The sequence below is a fragment of the Kitasatospora sp. NPDC059327 genome (assembly GCF_042752535.1).
Taxonomy (GTDB): Bacteria; Actinomycetota; Actinomycetes; order Streptomycetales; family Streptomycetaceae; genus Kitasatospora.
In genome coordinates this window covers 67,483-86,867 of the sequence record NZ_JBHYYB010000012.1, presented here as the reverse complement: position 1 = coordinate 86,867, position 19,385 = coordinate 67,483, and the positions used below count along the sequence as shown (strand labels likewise).

The 19,385-nt window shown below is 73.2% G+C and carries 19 protein-coding genes; 12 read left to right on the top strand and 7 right to left on the bottom strand.

All coding sequences use genetic code 11. From position 1 onward, the window contains the following. Positions 1-73: 73 nt before the first annotated feature. From ACFXHB_RS10495 to ACFXHB_RS10465, 7 genes are all read right to left on the bottom strand, one after another. Positions 74-1,609, bottom strand: coding sequence for a DUF317 domain-containing protein (locus ACFXHB_RS10495; RefSeq protein ID WP_380573519.1), 1,536 nt, complete (start codon positions 1,607-1,609; stop codon positions 74-76). A 62-nt stretch (positions 1,610-1,671) separates the two neighbouring features. Then, entirely contained in the window at positions 1,672-2,517 is an 846-nt protein-coding gene (locus tag ACFXHB_RS10490; RefSeq protein ID WP_380573517.1) for a hypothetical protein, read from the bottom strand. Positions 2,518-2,535: 18 nt separating this feature from the next. Then, positions 2,536-4,509, bottom strand: a complete 1,974-nt coding sequence (locus tag ACFXHB_RS10485) for a DUF317 domain-containing protein (RefSeq protein ID WP_380573569.1) — start codon at positions 4,507-4,509, stop codon at positions 2,536-2,538. Positions 4,510-4,742: 233 nt separating this feature from the next. Next, the gene (locus ACFXHB_RS10480; RefSeq protein WP_380573516.1) at positions 4,743-5,630 is read right to left on the bottom strand and encodes a DUF317 domain-containing protein; all 888 of its coding nucleotides are present in this window, start codon (positions 5,628-5,630) and stop codon (positions 4,743-4,745) included. A gap of 61 nt (positions 5,631-5,691) precedes the next feature. Then, positions 5,692-7,161: a DUF317 domain-containing protein gene (locus ACFXHB_RS10475; RefSeq protein WP_380573515.1), complete on the bottom strand. Its 1,470-nt coding sequence runs from the start codon at positions 7,159-7,161 to the stop codon at positions 5,692-5,694. 44 nt (positions 7,162-7,205) lie between these two features. Next, entirely contained in the window at positions 7,206-7,892 is a 687-nt protein-coding gene (locus ACFXHB_RS10470; protein WP_380573514.1) for a DUF317 domain-containing protein, read from the bottom strand. Between the two features lie 113 nt (positions 7,893-8,005). Next, positions 8,006-8,779: a DNA-methyltransferase gene (locus tag ACFXHB_RS10465; protein ID WP_380573513.1), complete on the bottom strand. Its 774-nt coding sequence runs from the start codon at positions 8,777-8,779 to the stop codon at positions 8,006-8,008. A 708-nt stretch (positions 8,780-9,487) separates the two neighbouring features. Between ACFXHB_RS10465 and ACFXHB_RS10460 the strand changes: the two genes are divergently transcribed. The 12 genes from ACFXHB_RS10460 to ACFXHB_RS10405 all read left to right on the top strand — a co-directional run bounded on the left by ACFXHB_RS10460 (position 9,488) and on the right by ACFXHB_RS10405 (position 19,302). After that, positions 9,488-10,651 carry a C40 family peptidase gene (locus ACFXHB_RS10460; protein ID WP_380573512.1) on the top strand — a complete coding sequence of 388 codons (1,164 nt, stop codon included), beginning with the start codon at positions 9,488-9,490 and terminating at the stop codon, positions 10,649-10,651. Between the two features lie 97 nt (positions 10,652-10,748). Continuing rightward, positions 10,749-11,066 carry a DUF6112 family protein gene (locus ACFXHB_RS10455; protein WP_189278178.1) on the top strand — a complete coding sequence of 106 codons (318 nt, stop codon included), beginning with the start codon at positions 10,749-10,751 and terminating at the stop codon, positions 11,064-11,066. Continuing rightward, positions 11,066-11,764, top strand: a complete 699-nt coding sequence (locus ACFXHB_RS10450) for a hypothetical protein (RefSeq protein ID WP_380573511.1) — start codon at positions 11,066-11,068, stop codon at positions 11,762-11,764. The genes ACFXHB_RS10455 and ACFXHB_RS10450 overlap by 1 nt, the downstream gene beginning before the upstream one ends. Positions 11,765-11,802: 38 nt before the next feature. Further along, entirely contained in the window at positions 11,803-13,263 is a 1,461-nt protein-coding gene (locus ACFXHB_RS10445; RefSeq protein ID WP_380573568.1) for a conjugal transfer protein TrbL family protein, read from the top strand. Between the two features lie 76 nt (positions 13,264-13,339). Then, positions 13,340-14,797, top strand: a complete 1,458-nt coding sequence (locus tag ACFXHB_RS10440; RefSeq protein ID WP_380573566.1) for an SCO6880 family protein — start codon at positions 13,340-13,342, stop codon at positions 14,795-14,797. Positions 14,798-14,810: 13 nt separating this feature from the next. Beyond that, complete coding sequence (locus ACFXHB_RS10435; RefSeq protein ID WP_380573510.1) at positions 14,811-15,254, top strand: DUF6238 family protein; 444 nt, start codon at positions 14,811-14,813, stop codon at positions 15,252-15,254. A 251-nt stretch (positions 15,255-15,505) separates the two neighbouring features. After that, positions 15,506-16,777, top strand: coding sequence for an ATP-binding protein (locus ACFXHB_RS10430; protein WP_380573509.1), 1,272 nt, complete (start codon positions 15,506-15,508; stop codon positions 16,775-16,777). Further along, entirely contained in the window at positions 16,774-16,977 is a 204-nt protein-coding gene (locus tag ACFXHB_RS10425; RefSeq protein ID WP_380573508.1) for a hypothetical protein, read from the top strand. The genes ACFXHB_RS10430 and ACFXHB_RS10425 overlap by 4 nt, the downstream gene beginning before the upstream one ends. Positions 16,978-17,211: 234 nt before the next feature. Then, positions 17,212-17,622, top strand: a complete 411-nt coding sequence (locus tag ACFXHB_RS10420) for a hypothetical protein (protein ID WP_380573507.1) — start codon at positions 17,212-17,214, stop codon at positions 17,620-17,622. A gap of 45 nt (positions 17,623-17,667) precedes the next feature. Next, positions 17,668-18,081, top strand: coding sequence for a hypothetical protein (locus ACFXHB_RS10415; RefSeq protein WP_380573506.1), 414 nt, complete (start codon positions 17,668-17,670; stop codon positions 18,079-18,081). An 11-nt stretch (positions 18,082-18,092) separates the two neighbouring features. Next, a complete protein-coding gene (locus ACFXHB_RS10410; protein ID WP_380573505.1) occupies positions 18,093-18,857 on the top strand; it encodes a hypothetical protein in 765 nt (254 codons plus the stop codon). A gap of 25 nt (positions 18,858-18,882) precedes the next feature. Then, complete coding sequence (locus ACFXHB_RS10405; protein ID WP_380573504.1) at positions 18,883-19,302, top strand: hypothetical protein; 420 nt, start codon at positions 18,883-18,885, stop codon at positions 19,300-19,302. Positions 19,303-19,385: the final 83 nt, after the last annotated feature.

Below are 19,385 nucleotides of genomic sequence, written 5' to 3'. Positions count from 1 at the left end.
TCGGCCAGCGGGGCGAGGAAGGTGAGGACAGTGGCATGGGTGGGGTTCAGGGTTCCTCGTTCGGGAGCGAAGGTCAGCAGGCGCGTCGGCGACCGGTCGGCGCGGCGCTCTTCGCGGCTTCGGTGGGTGCTGCCGCGGGCGCGGGGGTGGTCGTCCTGGTGCGGGCGGCCTGGACACGGCCGGCGGACAGGCCGAGCCGCGGCGCGGAGCCGGGCGGTGCTGGGCCGGGCTCGGCGAGGCGGGCTGCTTCGCGTGCGGCGGCGAGTACGAGGGTGGTCGGTGTGGCCGGGCTGAACGTCGCGGTCCACAGGTTCGGCGGGGTGCCGCCGTCGAGAGTCCAGCTCGCGGGGGCCGGCACGACGTCGAGGGTGCTGGGCTCGGTGGCGGACACCGACCACAACTCGACTTCGCCGTCGGGGCTTCGGCTGGCCGCCGCCCTCGGCCGGTCGGTCTTCTCCCAGCCGTGGAGACGGAGTCGGGCGTGGGCGAGGTCGGGGTCGCGCGATCCCGGGACGGGGTCGGGGCCGTAGGTTCGGTAGGCGACGAAGGAGGGTTCGGGGCTGTTCTCGAAGTCGTCCCGGACCTCAAGGGTGTCCAGTTCGTCGGTGGTCTCCTTGATCGCGTCGGCGACGGCGGCGACAACGGTCGGCGGGGTGTGGGCGGTGAGGGCGGCCGTCCAGCTGACGTCGGGTAGGTTGCCGGCCCAGCTCGTGCGCTCGTCGCCCTTGGCGCTGATGATCCAACGACTGGTCCGTTCCACGTCGTTGTGGTCTTCCGGCGTCTCCTGGATGGTCACCCGGCGGCACAGGCTGCGGTAGGAGCGGTTGCCGAGGTCGTCGTTGGTGAAGTCCCAGTCGATGGGCGCACGGGTGGCACTCGGGTCCGGTGCCGGGCTGTCCGACGGCGTGGGGTTGTCGGGCGGAGCCGAAGTGGTGGCCGTCGTGACCGCGGCCCGGTAGAGGGCTGGGATCTCGCTCTCGCGCCGGCTGACGGGCTTCGGCGACAACGCGGCTTGCAGGACGGCGGTGACGAGGTGCGCCGGGGCCAGGCGGGAGAACGTCGCCCGCCAGATGTCCGCCTCGTCGTTCTCGTGGAGGTGGCCGCCGCTGGTGATGCCCGTGGCAGGCGTCCCGGGCACGTTCGACGGGTACCAGTCGCCGTCGATGTTGTGCCAGACCTCGATGCGCTCAGGGCCGAAGTCGGGCGAACCCAGGTATGCGGTTTGCCCGTTGACGATGTCCAGCTCCCAGCCTGCCCGCTCGGCGGCGGTGAAGAGGTCGCGGACGTCGTGGGGGCCTCCGAGGGCGGCATGGGGGTCGCGAGCCCGCAGGCCGTCGAGGTGGGTGAGGGTGTCCACGACGATCTCGGCGGGCGTGTTGCGGGTCAGCTCGGCGCTCCAGCGCGCTGGGCTGAGCGGGGTGCCGGGGTGGGCGGTGATCTTCCAGACGGCCTGGTCCTCACGCTCGGCCGCCACGAGGACGAGGTCGTAGCCCGGGGAGAGCAGTCCGGCTCCTTCCGGGTGCCAGTCGGCTGGCTGCCAGCCACGCCGGGTCAGGGCGGACCAGACCGCGGCGGGGTCGCCGGGACCGGCCAGCCGGCGGGGAACCACCTTCGTGCGTCGTTCAGCGATCGGGGCCTCCTTGGGCTGGGCGGTGTTGGCGCGGGTGATGATCAGCGGCCGGGAGTCCGCCCCCGGGCGTGGTTCCCCGGCAGCGCCGGGGCCGGGTCCGGGCCGGGCGGGCCCGGCAGGCCGGCGGAGCGGGCGGTGGCGGCTGCGGGCCGGGCTAGGGCCGACATGACCGCGGGAGCGGGCGGCAGGGGCTGCCGGGGATCGCGGGTCCACTCCTCAGCGGATTCGTGATCGGGGAAGGCGCCTTCGGTGAGGGTGTAGGTGCCGGCCGGGTAGTCGACGTCCTCGAACAGCACCCGGACGGGGCTGCCGGGCGGGGCCAGGGGGTCGTCGAGGATCACCCAGGTGTACCAGTCATGCACGAGGTGCTCGTCCCCTCGCCACGCCTCCCCCGGCTCCCAGCCCGGATCCCAGGTCAGGTTCCTGGTGTACGAGGCGTCGCTCCTGAGCCCGCTGCCGCTGGAGCGAATCCGGTGCTCCAGCGCGGTGGTCTCCGCGTTCGCCGGAACGCTGTGGTGACCGCTCAGGGCGGCGATGGCAGTGATGTCGGCGCCGCGCTGGATGAGCCAGTGCTGGGCAAGGACGGGCAGCGGGTGGGGCGAGCGTTCGAAGTGGAACAGCCCGGCGGCCTGGTCCCGCTGGACGCGGATAGCCACGTAGTGCGGATCACCGGGCACGCCCGCGGTGGCCAAGTCGTCGCGCACCACGAGGAAGCTGCTGCTCACGCCGTTGTTCACCGACTGCCCGTAGGCGTGGTGCTGGGAGATCACGGTGTAGCCGGCCGCGTCCAGAGCACTGTTGCACTGCGCTGCCGCGTCGTCCGTGGTGGCCGGGGCCAGGCCGTCCAGGTCGAGCAATTCGTCGAAGCCGGTGTCGGCGATGGGCACTCCTGTCGAGCGGGATGGTCAGCGGGCGGGCTGTCGATGCTGGTCGGGTGGGTTGGTGGCGGCGGTCGAGCGGCTGGTGGCCGGCACCGGCGACGAGAGGACGACGCGGGTGCGGGCGGCCAGGGCCCGCGCGGACGGGCCGGCTGGAGCCTGGGGGGCCAGGGGGCGGATGTCGAGGTACTGCAGGTGCTCGGAGGTGAGGTCACGGCCGAGGCGAGCCACGGGCGCGGGGTCGGCCATCGCGGCCGTGACGGCTTCCAGGAGCGGGGCCGGGATACTCTCCGACATCTCGATGGTCCAGCCCTCGACTTCGCCCGGATGGAGCTTGCCGCCGCTGATCTGCCAGGCGCGGCTCTCACCGACGAAAAGCTGCCCGGCGGGGGCGGTGCAGCGGTAGACGCTGGCCATTCCAATGTCCGGTTCGTCCCACACCAGGTGCTCGCGGGTGCTGTTGTCGTGCCAGCCTGCGGCGATGATCGGCACGAGACCGTCCTCGGCGGTCCTGGCTGGCCGGACCAGCTCGCCCGGGTTGGCGGCGAGCGCGGCGTGCAGAGCGGTCACGATCTCCGGCGGGGTGCGGGGGTCAGCGGTGACCTGCCAAACCTCCTCGCCGCTCGGCAGGTAGTTGAAGGAGGCGGTCCAGCTCGTCCCCGTGTGGTCGGTGGTGGACTGGGCGCGCAGCTGGCGGCACGGGCTGGTGTACACCGTGGTATCGCCCTGCTTCTCAGTGGTCCAGCCCCGGTCGGTCAGGGGCTCGGCCGCGGAGGTGCGGTCGTGGCCGGGGCCGGCGAGGTAGGCCGGGGCGACGAGGGCCAGTGGCGCGGGCCTGAAATCCGGGGCGAAGAGCTCCGGAGTGCGCTCGGCGGCCACGGCAAGCAGGAGATCGATCTCGTGGAGCGCCTGCTGGTGCTGGGCTTCCGGCAGCGATCCCCAGGTCCACTTGGTGCCGTCGCCGACCGGTCGGTCGTGCAGCGCCTCGGCGAGTGCACTGAGATCCACCGCGTTGATCCGCGCCCCGGCGGCGTAGGTTGCAGCGTCCTCCAAATCGCCCAGGGTGAAGCCGATTTCGCTCAGCTTCGCGCTGAAGGGCGGCGTCGACTTTCGGCTCGCGGTCCGCGGGTCGAGGTTGGCGCCCAGGTCCAGGTCGAAGAGCGTCGGCGCACTCGCCGCCGCCGCGACGACCATGTCCTCCACCAGCAGGTACGCCAGGACCCTTTGCTCTGAAGGAAGTTGTCCCCAGGTCGTCGGGGTGCCGGTCCGGCTGCTGGGAATCACCCGGTCCATGAGGTACCAGCCAGGGAACAGATCGAGGTGTTCGGCCTCCTCCAGGGCCTCCTCGCACACTTCGGCCGCCGCCTCGCGCAGGTCCCTCTCGGTGTACGGGCTGGCGTTGACGGGGCCGGCCACGGCCCGATGGCCGAGGTGGGCGAGCAGGTCCTCGTCCATCCGGTCCCGGTCGCGCCGCAGCGGAGCAGGATCGGTGAGGGCCTGTACGAGGGCGTCGACGACGACCGCGGGAGCGTTGGTGGTGACCATCGCCTGCCAGTAGGGCGGGTAGCCGCCGGAGCCCCGCGGGCCGATCTCCACGTACAGGTGGGGGTGGGCCATGAGGTCGTCCGGATCGCCGGGCGGGTCCAGGCGGACCTGGACTCGGGCGAGTTCGTCGGGAGCTTCGAGGTCGAGCACACCGCCGCGGTAGGTGCTGCGCCAGCCGGCGTCGGCGAGGGTGCGGATCAGGGCCCGCCGGTCGGTCGGCTGCCGGAGGGCGGGGTGTGACTCGCCGGTCCAGCCGATGCTGTCCCCGGTACGGGCGAGTTCGTCGGTGACGGCCATGATGATCTCGGGCGGTGTCTCGGTCGAGAAGCCGGTCATCCAGGTCGGCGTGCCGAGGGGCTCGGGTGCTGCAGTGATCCGCCAGGCGGCGCCGGGGTCGAGCTGGCCGTCCGCGATGCGGAAGCGGTGGTTCGGGCTCCAGGCGAACTCCTGGCCCAGGTCGTCGTCGGTGCTGCGGCCCCAGCCCTGCTGGACGAGGCGGTCGAAGACGCGGTTGTTGTAGCCGGCCCCGGCGAGGTAGGCCGGGGTGACGTCGATCGTGGTTTCGGGGATGGCGGTTCCTCGGGGCTGTCAGCAACTGGGACCGTGGGTGACGGTGGCGGTGCGGGCGGAGGGGTTCTGGTTCGGCGGCGGGGCCGCTGGATGGTCCCCGCGCTGCCGCGCCCCGGCGTTCAGCGGGGGCGCGGCCCCGGCCCGGCTGCCGGCAGCGGCGAGGGCGCGGGTGCCGAGCAGGCGATCCGGGTGGAGTCGGCGGCGGCGCGAGCCGAGGAGGTCCGGCGGGCGGCCTGGGCGCGGTGGACGTCCAGCGGTGTCGGATTGGAGGGGATCTCCGTCAGTTCTGCGGCGCCGATGACCGCCGCGCCGACGGCCAGGTCGTCAAGGTCTCCGATGGCGCGGACGGCGGGGGCGAGCATCGCGCTGACCATGGCGTGCAGGATCTGGTCCGGCGTGGAGATGCTGGCGGCAGCGGACCAGCCGTCGAAGTCGCCGGCGATGTCGACGCTCCAGAAGGCGTCCTGCCCGGCCTCCTCCCACTCCTCCGGGTCGAGGAACGCCCGGGTGTTGAGGACGATCCTGTCCTGCGGGCTGTACTCGGAGCACGCCGTCTCGGTGCCCGTCGCGGCGTCCCAGGTGAGGGTCCACCCGTGGGTGTGGAGGGGGGTGCGCCACTCGTCGTCGGCGGCGCCCCCGGTGAGCCGCCTGCCGGTGCGCAGCCGGTCGGCCAGGTCGGTGGTGATTGCCTGGACGACCTCGATCGGTGTGTTCTCAGTGAGGCCGACGGTCCACAGCGGCGGGAGGAAGGGGCGTTCATGAACGGCGACCTTCCACACCACCTCGCCGTTCCCCGGCTCGAATCCGAGCCGGATTCGGCCGTCGGTGGAGATGATCAGTTGGTTGCCGCGGCCGTCGTCGAGGCGTACGGCTCCGGCGTCGGTGAGCGGTCGGATCGCGCGCTCGGTGTCCTGGGTGGGGCCGGCGTACAGGGCCGGGGTGATGCGGACCTGCTGCCAGGGGCGGTCTCGGGCCCGCTTGGCCCAGTGGGGATTGGCCGTGGTCAACTACTGCTCCAGGTAGGCGGGTTCATGCGATACGCGATCGACCCGGCATTGCGGCGGGCGGTCAGCGGGACCTCGGTGTCGGGCCGTCGCGACCGGGCGCCTCGGTGTGGGCGGGCCGGCCGGTGGCCGGCGGAAGGGCGGTCTGGGCGACCGGTGTGGTGCGGGTGCGGGCTGCTGCGGATCGCGGTGAGCGGTCGGTGCCGAGGCGGCCGACGGCGTGGTCGGCAACCTCGCGGCCGGAGGCGACGATCTCGGCCGTCAGTCGGAGCGCTTCACCTGCGTCTCCGCCGACGCGGTGGTGGAGGGCCCAGCCACCGGCCGCACGCAGGGCCCGGGCGCTGCGGTCCAGCACGCCGCCCTCCCCGGTGATGACGCCGATCGCCCTGCGGGCCTCGGCCGGGTCGGTGGCCCGCAGCAGGTGGGTGGTGACGGTGTCGATGCGCTCGGCCAGCTGTTCCGCGGTGTTGCTCGGCAGGTGGTCGCCGGTGACGGCAACGAAGGGCGGTGGCGACGGACGGACGCCGAGGGTGGGGTCGAGGGTGACGTCGTACCCGGCGGTGGCGAGGAGGAGGGCCGCGTCGGTGGCGATCTCGTTCTCCTCGTACTGCTGGCGGCCGGTGGGCAGGGTGTAGTGGTTCGGGCTGCCGGGGGTGGGCGCGAAGCCCGTCGTGCCGAGGAGGAAGGCCGTGTGCTCGTTCCCGCCGCTCGCCACGATCGCACCCTCGCTGGTGCGTCGGATGATGACCGCGTTCGGGTCGGGTAGGCCGGGGCCGGCGGGTTCGGGCTCGGGCTCGGGTGGCGCTGCGCCCGGGTCTTCGCGGGAGGGCCGCTGGCCGCTGCCGGGTGGGAGGTTGCGGCGCGGGCTCGGTTCGAGGCGGACCTGGGTGCGGTTGGCAGCGGGGATCTGGAGGCGCTGGCGAAGCGCCGGCAGGGGGTTGACGACTTCGTCGAGCGCGGCGCTGATGAGGGCGTTGGGGGCGTGGCCGGTGAAGACGGCGTGCCAGCGCTCGCTGGGGTAGCCACGCGGGCCGCCCCAGACGGTGACGGTCGGCCCGATCCCGCGGATGTCGCCGATGTTGTGGTTGACGGCGATGCCGGCGGTGACGTCGGGGCGGGTGTGGCTGTAGACGCCGGGGACGGGGGCGGTCTCCCGCTGCCACGTCTCGTCGGCGGCTTCCAGGTCAGCCGCGATGGTGTTGTCCAGCGACCGGCGCCCCCACAGCAGGTCGCCGCGCACGGCCTCGGAGGTCGCGGACAGGGCGTGGGAGAGGCGCTCGGCCACCGCAGTCACGATCTCCACCGGTGTGCGGGTGCAGAAGGTGGCGCTCCAAGTCCGCTCGCCGACGGGCGAGGCGTACGCGGCGATGCTCCAGCGGGGCCCGGTGGTGGTGTCGTGGTCGAGTTCGATCGCGGCGAGGAGGGACTCGTGCAGGGCGACGGTCGTGTCCTGCCCCGGGCTGTAGCGGCCCCAGGTGGGGGATGTTTCGAGGAAGTGCGCGAGGGCCGCCTCGGCGTCGCCCGGTCCGGCCAAGTGGCCTGGGGTGACCACCACTTCGAGGTCGGGGGCGGGGCTGCTCAGGGGGCCTCCTTCCGGGCGGGCTCGCTCGCGGCATCGGTGTCGGACAGTGCTCCGGTGCTACCGGGTGGATACAGCACCGGGGGCAGGATGTTGGGGGCGTCGTGCACCCGGGTGATCGCGTCGACCAGGGCGGTCAGGACCGGCGCGGGGGCCGCTTCGCTCACCGAGATCGACCAGAACCGGCCGTCCTTGACGCCGTCGATGTCCCAGCAGCCGTCCTGGCCCGACTGGAACGGATCGAGCCTGCGGCCGGAGCGGTCGTGGTGGGTGGCCGTCGCCCTGTCGCCGTTGGCGGCCATGTAGTGGAACGGGTAGGCGCGCAGTCCGGGTGACCTCTGCCATCCGGCGTCGGCGAAGCCGTCGAGGGCGGTGGCCGGGTCGGCGGTGGCCCAGAAGTCGAACAGCGGGTGGTTCTCCTGGTGGAGCCGTGCGAGCGTCGTCGTGACCGCGGCCACGACCTGGATGGGCGTGTTCCGGTTGAGGTGGGCGCCCCAGAGCGGCTGCTCGAACGGTTCGTCGTGGACGAGCACCCGCCAGGAGGGCCAGCTCCAGTGCGGGAAGACGTAGCCGACGTGGACCCGGTGGTCGGGGGTGACGGCCATGGTGTTCTTCGCGGCGCGGGTGAGGCGGGCGCCGAGGTCGAGCAGGGGCTGCATCGCCCGGTCGAGGCCGGCGGGCGGCATGTCGGCGGCGTCCCAGTAGGTCGACGGGGCGCCGTACTTCTTGAACAGGTCGTCTCCTTCAGGCAGGGGGTGGGACCGGGCCGCCGGACGGGCGGCGGCCCGGCCTTCGGCGGTCAGGCTTCGGCCGGCTCCGCGTCCACGGCCTCGGGGTCGGTCGTACCCTCGGCGATCTGCCGTTCGGTCTCCGCGAGGCGCTGCTCGGCGATGGCGGCGTAGTGCGGGGTGACCTCGACGCCGACGAAATTGCGGCCCTCCAGCAGGGCGGCGACTCCGGTGCTGCCGCTGCCCGCGCAGACGTCGAGCACCGTGCCGCCCGGGCGGCAGATCTTGACCAGCTCCCGCATCACCGAGACGGGCTTCTGGGTGATGTGGACGCGGCCCGCCCGCGGCTGGGAGGCGGTGTACAGGCCGGGCAGGTAGACGGGGTGGGCATCGCCGTCGATGGGGCCCTTGCTGCCCCACAGCACGAATTCACAATGCTGCGTAAATCGGCCCTTTTGCGGCCTTGCAGCGGGCTTGTACCAGGCGAGTGCGCCGCGCCAGATCCATCCGCCGGCCTGCAGTGCGTCACTCGTGGCGGCCAATTGGCGCCAATCCGTGAAAACGAGGGCGACGCCGCCGTTCTTGGTCGCACGGTAGGACTCGGCCAGGAGCTGGCTCAGCCAGTAGGTGTAACTCCTCTGGTCCTTGTTCTCGCCGGGGAAATCGGCGAGGGAGTGGGCGGCGTCGGCGGAGGTGTACTTCGCGCGGGCCGTTCGCCCGGTCCGCTCCTGGGCGGTGCGTCCGCCCGAGTTGTAGGGCGGATCGGTGATGACGGCGTCGATGGAGTTCGCGGGGATCGCGGCGAGCCGGGTGAGGGCGTCGCCCTGGTGGATTTCGTAGGGCAAGGGGCGGACTGACCTCCTGGTCGGGGAAGGGGAAGGCAGCCGCAACCGGCGGAGTGACCTGGCCTTTCGGCTGGTGGCGGGAGGCCGGCGAGGCGGCTCCGGAGTCCTCGGGCTGCGGCTGCGTCAGGAACCTAGCCCAGGTGCGGCTCGCAACCTAAAACGCACCCCCGCCCGCTCTTTCGAAGATCGTTTTAGGTTGCGAGTCGCACTGCGCCTATCGTCTGCCACGCCCCCGGAGATCACCCGGCCCGGATATCCCGTTTTAGGTTCCGAGCCGGTCCGGTTCTACGGTGGGGCGTCCCGACGGAACACCGCCTTCTGCCTGCCGCCGACCATCTCCCCGTTTTTGGTCGCGAGCCGGTAAGGCGTTAGCGTCCGCCGGACGTGCCGACTGGATATCCCGGTTCGCAGGACCCGCACCGTTTTAGGTCGCGAGCCCTCGATTCGATACCTTCGGCCACCGCAAGCGAATTCCACCTCACCCATTCCAGGGGACACCCATGCCTTTTTCGAGATTACGAGCGCGGCTTGCTGCCGCTCTCGCCGGCCCGCCCGCCCGCACTCCGGGTGGAGCGGGCGCCCCACCCCGCACCCCGATCCGACAGGAGCCCCCGCCTTGCTCGCCCTCACCGCACGGATGCGGATGCCCAAGCCCCGCCCGCCGAACCCTCGCTCCGTCCCGGCCGGAGGTGACGATCGGGGGGCGCGATGAGCTGGCAGAAGTGGGTCGGCGGCGGTCTCGCCGCCCTCCTCCTGGCGCCGTTCGCCATCGCCTTCCCCGCTCTGGCGGTCAGCGCCAACGACTCCACCAAGCCCGACACCTGCACCGGCCCCAGTCCACAGCCTGTGGACAGCGCGGCCGTCGCCGCCCAGGTCAAGAAGATCCTGGACGGCGCGACCGGGCAGGTCGGCCCGGTCGCCGGGCTGGACAACCCGACCGTGCAGATCCCCTTCGCGAAGACGATCGTGGCGACCGGCATCTCGATGAACGTGTCCGCCCGCGGGCAGGTCATCGCGCTGGCGACCGCGCTGCAGGAGTCGACCCTGCGGAACCTGGCCTACGGGGACAGGGATTCGCTGGGGCTGTTCCAACAGCGCCCGTCGCAGGGCTGGGGCACGGCCGAGCAGATCCAGGACCCGGTGTACGCATCAACCCGGTTCTACAAGGCGCTGCTGGAGGTTGCCGGCTGGGAGCAGTTGCCGGTCACCGTGGCCGCGCAGAAGGTCCAGCGGTCCGGATTCCCGGACGCCTACGCCAAGTGGGAGCCGCTGGCGACCGCCCTCCAGCAGGCCATCTCTCAGGTGCTGTCCGGGAGTTCGACTCCCGCGCCCACCCCTTCGCCGGGCGCGACCCCGTCGCCCAGTCCGTCCGCGCCGGCCGCACCGAGCGGCTGCGGCACCGGGGGTGAAGACGGGACGAACTGGGGCGAGATCCCGCCCGGTGTCCTGCCGGCCGGCTACCAGATCCCGACCGATGTCCCGCCGGCCGTGCGGAGCGCCATCAAGTTCGCGCTCGGCCAGTTGGGCACGGCCTACCAGTGGGGCGGCAGCTGCACCGCCGCGCACGGCCCCGATCCGATGGGCCGATGCGACTGTTCCTCGTTGACGCAGCAGGCGTACAAGGCCGGCGGCATCACCATCGAACGCCGGACCTACGAGCAGGTCCACAACGGCACCGGCGTGAGCGTCGACGCCATCCGCCCGGGCGACCTGCTGTACACCCGGCCCGGCCCAGACGGCCCGGAGCACGTGGGCATGGCGATCGGCCAGGGCCTCGTGGTGCACGCACCCAAGACGGGCGACGTGGTCAAGATCGCCACGCTCGCGTCGTGGAAGGCGGACATCATCGCCGTCCGCCGCATCGCCCCCTGACGGCAACTGCCGTCCATCTAAGCGCACTTCGCGCACTTCCCCCTTTCACGCGCGGCCCGCCCGCGCACCTTCCTGTCCCTCTAGCCGTGGAGTGTGCTTGCTCACCTACTACCTCGCCGACGCCGCCACCCAGCTGGCGTACGATCCCGGCATCTCGCCGTCCGAGGGCGGCCTGCCCGGCCTGTCCGTCCTGAAGTCCACGGTCGGCTCGATCAACCTCTTCGCGATCATCGCGGTCGTCGGTGCGCTCTGCGTCAGCGGCATCGTCTGGGCCTGGGGCCACCACACCGGCTCGCACGGCAGCGAGCAGAAGGGGAAGCAGGGCGCCCTCGTCGCGGCGGGCTGCGCCCTTCTGCTGGGCGCCGCGAACGGCATCGTCAGCTTCTTCAGCACGGTGGGGACCAGCGTCCACTGATGCCGAAGTCCTCGCCGTTCACCGGCCAGTCCCCCATGCTGCGCCGGCTGCTGATCGGCCTGGGCGTGCTCCTGGTCGTCGCCCTGCTGGCCGGGCTCACCGCCCGGCTGGCGGGCGGCGGCCACCGCACCCCGAGCGCCGCCAACTCCCCCTCCGCCCCTTCCGCTTCCGCAACGTCCAGCTCCACGTCGCACGGCCCCGGCCCCGCCCCCTCGGCCGCAGCTACACCGAGCGCGTCCGTCGTCGCCGCTCCGCCGCACACCAGCGACCCGATCGCGTACGCGAAGGCATTCGCCACCGCGCTGTGGAGCTACGACACCCGCACGGCCACCCAGCCCCAGCAGCTGGCCGGCCTCCGCGGATGGCTGACCGACGAGACCAAGTACGCCGACCCGGACGCTCTCGCCGCCCAGCTGCCGGACCCGACCCTGTGGAGCCGGATGCGCGACAACGGCCAGCACGCCACCGGCGAGGCCGCCGAGGCGCACCTGCCCGCCGCGTGGCAGCAGGCCATCGGCAAGGACCCGTCGCAGCTGACCATCGCCTACGTCTACGCGGTCACCGTCACCGGCAAGCAGACCGTCAGCTGGCTCGACGGCGGCCGGGGCGCCGAGGACCGCGCCATCACCCTGGCCGTCCAGTGCCGGCCGAGCCGCGACTGCGCACTCGCCTCCATCGCCACCACCGTCTACCCCTGACCAACAACATCGGTCCCCATCAGAGGAGTTGATCGCCCATCGGGTTCTGTGACATTCCCGGCTCCGGCCTGCTCTGCGACGTCATCGTCGGCGGCGTCAGCGACTCCGTCACCGACTCCATCGGCAACTGGGTCGCCAAGTCGGCCGGCGACCTCGCCAAGAGCGCGGTCGACCTCGCCTCCCGCGCAGTCGACAAGACCACCTCGGTCGACCTCGGCGCGGAATGGTTCCGCACCAACTACGCGACGATCCTGCCGATCGCGCTGGTCATGCTGGTGATGACCTTCATCCTCCAGCTGATCCGCGCCGCATGGAGGCGGGATGGCCAGGCGCTCGGCCAGGCCGTCACCGGGACCGTCTCGGCGACCCTGTTCGCGATGACCGCGATCAGCTTCACCGGCGTCGCCCTGGTCGTCGTGGACGCCCTCAGCCGGGGGCTGTTCCAGATCGCCAACTCCAGCATGGACGACGCGGTCAGGCGGCTGGTCAAGGTGTCGATGATCGGCATCACGACACCGCTCGGCTGGGCGATCCCCGCGCTGGTGGCGCTCGGCTGCGCGGCCGGGGCGATCCTCTACTGGGGCGCGATGGTCCTGCGCAAGGTCACGATCCTCGTGCTCGTCGTGCTCGCCCCCTTCGCGGCGGCCGGTGGCGCGTGGGAGCCCACCCGCGACTGGCGCCGGAAGTGGATCGAGGCCACCGCCACGGTCGTGTTCAGCAAACTCATCATGACGATCATCATGCTCGTCGGCGTCTCGGCGCTCGGCCAGAGCGACACAAAGGACGGCATCCAGGCGCTGTCGGACATCATCGCCGGCCTCGTCGTCATGGCGCTGGTGCTGCTCTCCCCGATGGCGATCTACAAGTTCGTCCACTGGGCGGGCGACGGCGGGCAGGCCCACGACCTGCACCGCAGCACCGCCACCGGCCTGCAGGTCGGCGCCGCCACCGCCCAGAAGGGCGCCCGGATGGCCGCTACCGCGGGTGCCGGCGGAGCGGGCGGCGCAGCGATGGGCGGAGCCGCCCCGCAGGGCCCGGCGCAGGTGCCCGGCCAGGGTGCCCCGGCCGGCGGCAGCGCCGGCAACTCGGGTGCCGGCGAAGGCTCGTCGTCTCCGTCGCAGAGCACCTTCCGATTCCCCGGCACCTCCTCCGGAGGCGGCGGCGACGCGGTCGGAAAGGCGCTGATCACCCGCCGCGCCCAGTCGGGCGGCGATCAGGGCCAGCCGCTGATCTCCCGGGCCCCGGCTTCCGGCCAGTCCTCCGGGGGCGGAGCGAGCGGAGGATCAACCGCCAAGCCCGCGAGCGCAGTTGCCGCCGCGGCCTCGGGCGGGTCCGCCGCGCCGCAGGTCGTGATCAGTGCCGCACGCGGCGCCGCAGCCCCGGGGCCTGCCGCCCCGTCGGCGTCCGCCGCCGGCCCCGCCACCCCGCCGGTGGCCGCCACCGGCCCGGCCTCGGCGCCGAGCAGTCCCGTCGGTCCCTCCACGCCGCCGACCTCCTGACCAGTACCGGCCGGGGCCACCACCCCTTCTCGCGCCCCGGCCGGTGCCCCCGCCCTGACCGAAGGAGTCGCCCACCCTGTCGGCCGACCTTCCCACACCGACCGTCCGCTTCCCCAGCCGATCCCGACGGGGAGTCCTGCTCGGGCTGACCGCCGCCCAGCTCACCGTCGTCGGCACCGCCGGCGCGATGCTCCTGGCGACCATGGTCGCCACCGGACTCGCCGGTGCCGCCCTCGCCACCCCGCTCTGGGCCCTGGCCGCCGCCCTCGTCGTCGTCCGCTTCCACAGCCGCTCCGTGGCAGATTGGGCCCCGATCCTCATCAGGTACTACCTGCGCCGCGCCAAGGGCCAGCTCGTCTGGCTCGCCCGGCCCGCCACCCGGCCCCGCCGCGACGGCCTGCTCCACCTGCCCGGCACCGACGCCAGCCTTCGCGCCGTCACCGCCCCCGGCGGCACGCTCGGCGCGATCCACAACCCGCAGAAGAACACCCTCACCGCCGTCATCCGCGTCAGCAGCCGGGCCTTTGCCCTGCTGGACCCCTCCACCCAGGCCGGCAACGTCAACGCCTGGGGCCGGTGCCTGGCCTCGCTCGCCCGCACCGGCTACATCACCACCGTCCAGGTGATCGAGCGCACCGTCCCCGACAGCGGCGACGCCCTCGCCCGGTACTGGGCGGAGAACGGCCGCCCCGACGCACCCATCGCGGGCCCCGTCTACGAGGACCTCCTCGCCGCCGCCGGCCCGACCGCGGCCCCGCACGAGGCGTACATCGCCATCAGCCTGGACCTCAAGGGCGCACGCCGCCTGATCGGCGAGGCCGGCGGCGGGCTGAGCGGCGCGTTCAGCGTCCTGTCCCAGCTGACGCCTGGCTTCGAGCAGGCGCTGCGCAACGCCGGGCTCAACCCCCGCGGCTGGCTCAGCACTGGCGAGATCGCCGCCGTGATCCGCTCGGCCTACGACCCGAAGGCGCTCGCCAACCTGGAGCAGTGGTCCGAGACCGGCGAGGCCACCGCCGACCCGGCCGCCGCCGGCCCCGTCGTGGTCGTCGAGGAACCCGGCCGTCTCACCACCGACACCGCCTGCCACGCGGTGTACTGGATCGAGCAGTGGCCCCGCAGCGAGGTCACCCACGGGTTCCTCCACCCGCTGGTCTTCGCCGGCGGCGCCCGCCGGACCCTCTCCCTCACCTACGGCCCGCAGGCACTGGATGCCGCGCTCAAGGCCGTGCAGCGCACCAAGTCGAGCATCATCGCCGACGCCGCCGAGCGGGTCCGCAAGGGCCAGGTCGACTCCGAAGCCGACAGCATGGAGTACGCCGACGCCAAGCAGCACGAACGCGAGCTGATCTCCGGCCACGCCGACGTCGACCTGACCGGCCTGGTGGTCGTCAGCGCCGACAACGCGGAAGAGCTGCGCCGAGCCTGCGCCTCGATCGAGACCGCCGCCGCCGGCACCGGCCTGGACCCGCGGCTCCTGCGCTGGCAGCAGGCCGAGGCGTTCGCGCAGGCGGCCCTGCCGCTCGCCCGAACCTGACGGGAGGCCGGCCGTGAACCACCCGCCCACCGGCGACCACCGCCTCCTGCGCTTCGCGACCGCGGGCGTCGACGTCCACCACCACACCGCCGTCCCGGAGCAAGAACCCGTCTCCCGAGGCGAGTTGGACGCGCTCCACGCCCACTGCGTCAGCTTGTTCGCGCTGCTCGACACCCACACCGGCACCACCCGGCCGCTCGCCCCGGCCGAGGCCGGCCACCTCCACGCCGCCCGCATCCGGCTCTGGCAGACCTGCGACGCCCTCCACGACGCTTACCACCGCGCCCCGCGGCCCGACGGGCGCCACCCCACCCGCGAGGCGTGCGCGCTGCGGCTGCCGGAGGGCGCACCGGACATGGTGATCTGCCAGCGCCACAGCACCACCTCGGGCCGCGTCCGGGTGATCGCCACCCCCTCCGAGCTCCGCGGCACACCGACCACAGCCCCTCGCATCTGACAGGAGAAACGTTCCTGCGCTCCGCCAGTGCCACCCCCCTGTTCACCCCGACCCGCTCGGACCGCTCCGCCCGCCGCCAGGCCAAGCGCGACCTCGCCGCCGCCCGCCGCACCGCCCGCCAGGCCGGCCGCCCCCATCGCCCGAAGACCCGGCGCGAGGAGAACGCCGAGCTCCTCCCCGCCTACCCCGCTTCCGGCCGCCCCGGCCCCGCCTCCCTGCGCGGCGGCCGACTGCGACTTCCCGCACACCGCATGACCACCGCGACCGCGTCGGCCGCCTACCCCTTCCTCGCCGAGGGCGGCCTCGGCTCCGCGGGCGTCCTCATCGGCCGCGACGTCCACGCCGAAGCCTCGTTCGTCTTCGACCCGTTCGCCCTGTATGGAAAAGTTGTAAACTTTACAAATCCGAACACGCTGATCGCCGGCGTCATCGGTCAGGGGAAGTCGGCGCTGGCGAAGTCAATCGCCTTGCGCAGCACGGCATTTGGCTACCGCGTGTACGTGCCGTGTGACCCGAAGGGGGAGTGGAGTCCGGTCGCGGAGGCGATCGGCGGGACCACCATCGCGTTGGGACCGGGCCTCAGCGGGAGGCTCAACCCCCTTGACGCTCCAGCTCCTCCGGCCGGGGTCGATCCGGCGGACTGGGCGGGCGAGGTCCGCAAGCGCAGGCTCCTGCTGCTCGGCTCCCTGGCCCGCACCGTGCTGCGGCGCGACCTGGCGCCGATGGAGTACACGGCGATGGACATCGCGCTGGACGCGGTGGTCGACCGCTCCGCGCGCACGGGCCAGGTCCCGCTGCTGGGCGACGTCGCGGCCGTCCTCGGGCAGGCCGCCGTGCTGGACGCCGCGCTCGGCGACCCCACCCGGCGGGTCGGCGCCGCCGCCCAGGACCTCGCCCACGCGCTTCGCCGGTTGGTCAACGGTGACCTCGCGGGCATGTTCGACGCGCCGTCGACCGCGGAGTTCGACCCGCGCAGTCCGATGCTGACGATCGACCTCTCCCGGCTCGGCTCGTCCGGCGACGACACCGCGCTGACGCTCGCGATGACCTGCGCGTCCGCCTGGATGGAAGCGGCGCTCAGCGACCCCAACGGCGGTCGCAGGTGGGTGATCTACGACGAGGCGTGGCGCGTGATGCGGCACGCGGCCCTGCTGGAACGCATGCAGGCCCAGTGGAAGCTCTCCCGGGGCCTGGGCATCGCGAACATGCTGATCATCCACCGCCTGTCCGACCTGCTGTCGGCCGGCGACGCCGGCTCCCGCACCCGGGCGCTCGCCGAGGGCCTGCTCACCGACTGCGCGACCCGCGTGATCTACCGGCAGGAGAGCGACCAGCTGGCCGCCACCGCCGGCCTGCTCGGCCTGAGCGGTGTCGAGACCGCCGCCATCGCCGCCCTCGGCAAGGGCCGCGGACTGTGGAAGGTCGCCGGCCGCAGCTTCGTGGTCCAACACCTGCTCCACCGAGCCGAGTTGGAGCTCTTCGACACCGACGCCCGGATGCACGCGGCTCCGGATACGGCATGATCACGCCCGGCCGCCTGCGGCTGCTCCACGCGGTGATCGACACCGATCCGGCCGGGCCCAGCGACGTCATCGTCCCACAGGTCGGCCTCGGCGCAGGCGAGATCCTGCAACTCGCCGGACTGCTTCCCGGATCCGGCGGCTTGCCCGCCTCTGCACCCGTCGGCGCTCCCGCCCTGGCCGGCTGCACCCACCACCGCTGACCACCAGGAGTCGTCATCGCGCACGTCACCATCGCCCACCTGCCCGAGCGGGAGACGATCGTCGCCGACCCTCCCGACCGGCGCGCGGCCTACTGGCTGGAGCAGGCAGGGTTCGTCCGCGACGATGCCCTGCGGCTGCACCGCATCCGCCGCGACACGAGTGCGTCCACCGCGGAGCGGCAGATCTGGGACGCGCAGCGCCTGCTCGCCGCCGCCGGCTACGGGGTCACCCGGGTGTACAGCGCGGACGAGCAGCGCCGGCACGCCGAACGCAACACCGTGTCGCACGTGGTGAACGAGGACGGGACCGTCGGCCGGCTGGTGATCCACGCCCGCCACCAGGACCCCGAGGGTTCGATGGAGCTGCTCCTCGACTACCCCGATGCCGGTGAGGCGGCGGTGCTCTACACCGAGCAGGGCAGCGGCCACTACGGCCGCAGCCGGCATCCCACCCTGGCCGCCGCACGCGAGGAGTGGACCTCCTTCGGGTACGCGGCCGAGGCTCCGGTGCCCGGCGCCCGGCGTGCTGCCGCCGCCCGCCGGACCTCCCCCGTGGTGCTCGGCCGACCGGGCGCGCTGCCGGCCTCGGCCCCGCACCCGGTGAACACCGCAGAGCCCGGCGATCTGAGCCGGGCCCCGTTCTGACCGGCTCTCACCAACTCGTCTGTTTCACCTACCTCTTGGAGACGCATGCCGACCACGACGCTCACCCGCCAGGACGCCCGGCTGGAAGCCGCCCTCGGCCAGAGCATCACCGCCCTGACCGCCGCCCAGGCCCGGGTGGACGCGGAGACCGCACGGGTGCTCGACACGCACCGCGCGCTGGTGGCCGCCGAGACGGCAGTGTCCTTCCAGCGCGTGCGGCTGGTCAACGTCGCCACCGCCCAGCGGCGCGTCGACGACGCCGTCCTCGACGAGCTGGATGCGCAGCTGGAGCGGCTGGAGGAGGTGGCCGAGGAGCGCGATGTGCTGGAGGCCGACCTGGTGCGGCTGCTCCAGGCGCGCGAGGAGGCGGCGAAGCGGAAGGCCGCCGGGGCCCTACCGGCCACCGGTCCGACTCCGGTGCTCGTAGGGGCCGTGCCGGCCTCGGCCCGGCGCCGCTGAGCGGGAGCCCGATGCCCGCAACGACTGGGCCCGGCACCGCCACCGGATTGGTGCGCTTCGGCTGGGACTACGACCACGGCGAGTTCGTCACGCTGAGCGGCTGGGTTCCCCAGCCCGCCCGCGAAGCGATCTACCAGGCCGGATTTTCACGGCATGGTGATGCGCTGGACTGCTGGCACCAGCGCCGGAGCGTCGACCCGAACGAGCAGATCCGCAACGCGGCACGCCTCGTCGACCAGCTGGTCGCGGCCCGGGTGCCGGTCGCCAACTGGCACTGCCCCGAGCAGCGCAACGGCGACCTGTCCGAGCACTACCGGTGGCTGCAGGACGAGGGCCCGTTCCCCGACGCCGACCGCGCCACCGAGGCGGCCTGGCAGATCGTTTGCGCCGACCTGGCCACGGACCGCCTGGTCCCCGCCGACCGGGGCCTCGCCCGAGCCGTTCTCTCCGGCGCCGTGGTCGTGGAGGCGATGCAGACCTTCGACGGCGTCGACTGGTGGCTGGCCCGCGATGCGGGGGATCCCGACTCCTCCTCGTACGTGATGCTGCGCCACGACACCGGAAACGGCCACCTCGGCATCACCGACCACTACGCCAGTTGGTACGGGCCGCAGGCTCGCCGCGACTTCCGGGCGACGCATCTGCGGGACACCACCCATCCGCCCACCGCCCGCGCCCAGGCCGCCCGCCCCTCACGCCGGGCTCGGATGGCCGCCGCCCCCGCCACCGCGCCGCTGCCGCCCGGACCGGCTCCCCGCCGCCCCGCCGCCCGCTGACCGAGCCCTTCCTGGAGAACACCGCTTGCCCCACCATCAGCCCGTCGGCGTCGGCGTCACCTTCCGCCGCCTGGCCTCCGCCGGGATCACCGCCACCACCGCCAGCCGCGACCCGGCCGTGCTCGACGCCCTGGCCGCCGCCGGGTTCCGCCTCGGCCTCCAGGATGCCCCGGAGCGTTACTCCCTGGCCGAGCGCGACCCGGTCGCACAGTCCAGGGCGGCGGCCCAACTCGCAGCCACCCTGCGGGAGATGGGCGTCCCGGTCACCTCCCGGTCCGCCCAGCTGTCCGGCCTCGAAGGCGCTGCCGTCACCGTCTCCCCCTCGGCGGCGGCCCGTGTCGCCGCTGCCCGCACCGCGACCGCGGCGCCCGGTTCCGCCGGATCCGGCCAACCCCGACCCGCTGTGCCCACGTCCCCGCCGCCGGCACCGGCCGCCCGCCGCTGACCGCGTCCGCCATCTGCCCCGAGGAGCAGCGCATCACCCCCGAGCACGTCTCCATCACCCGCGACCCGCAGTTCGGCGTCGTC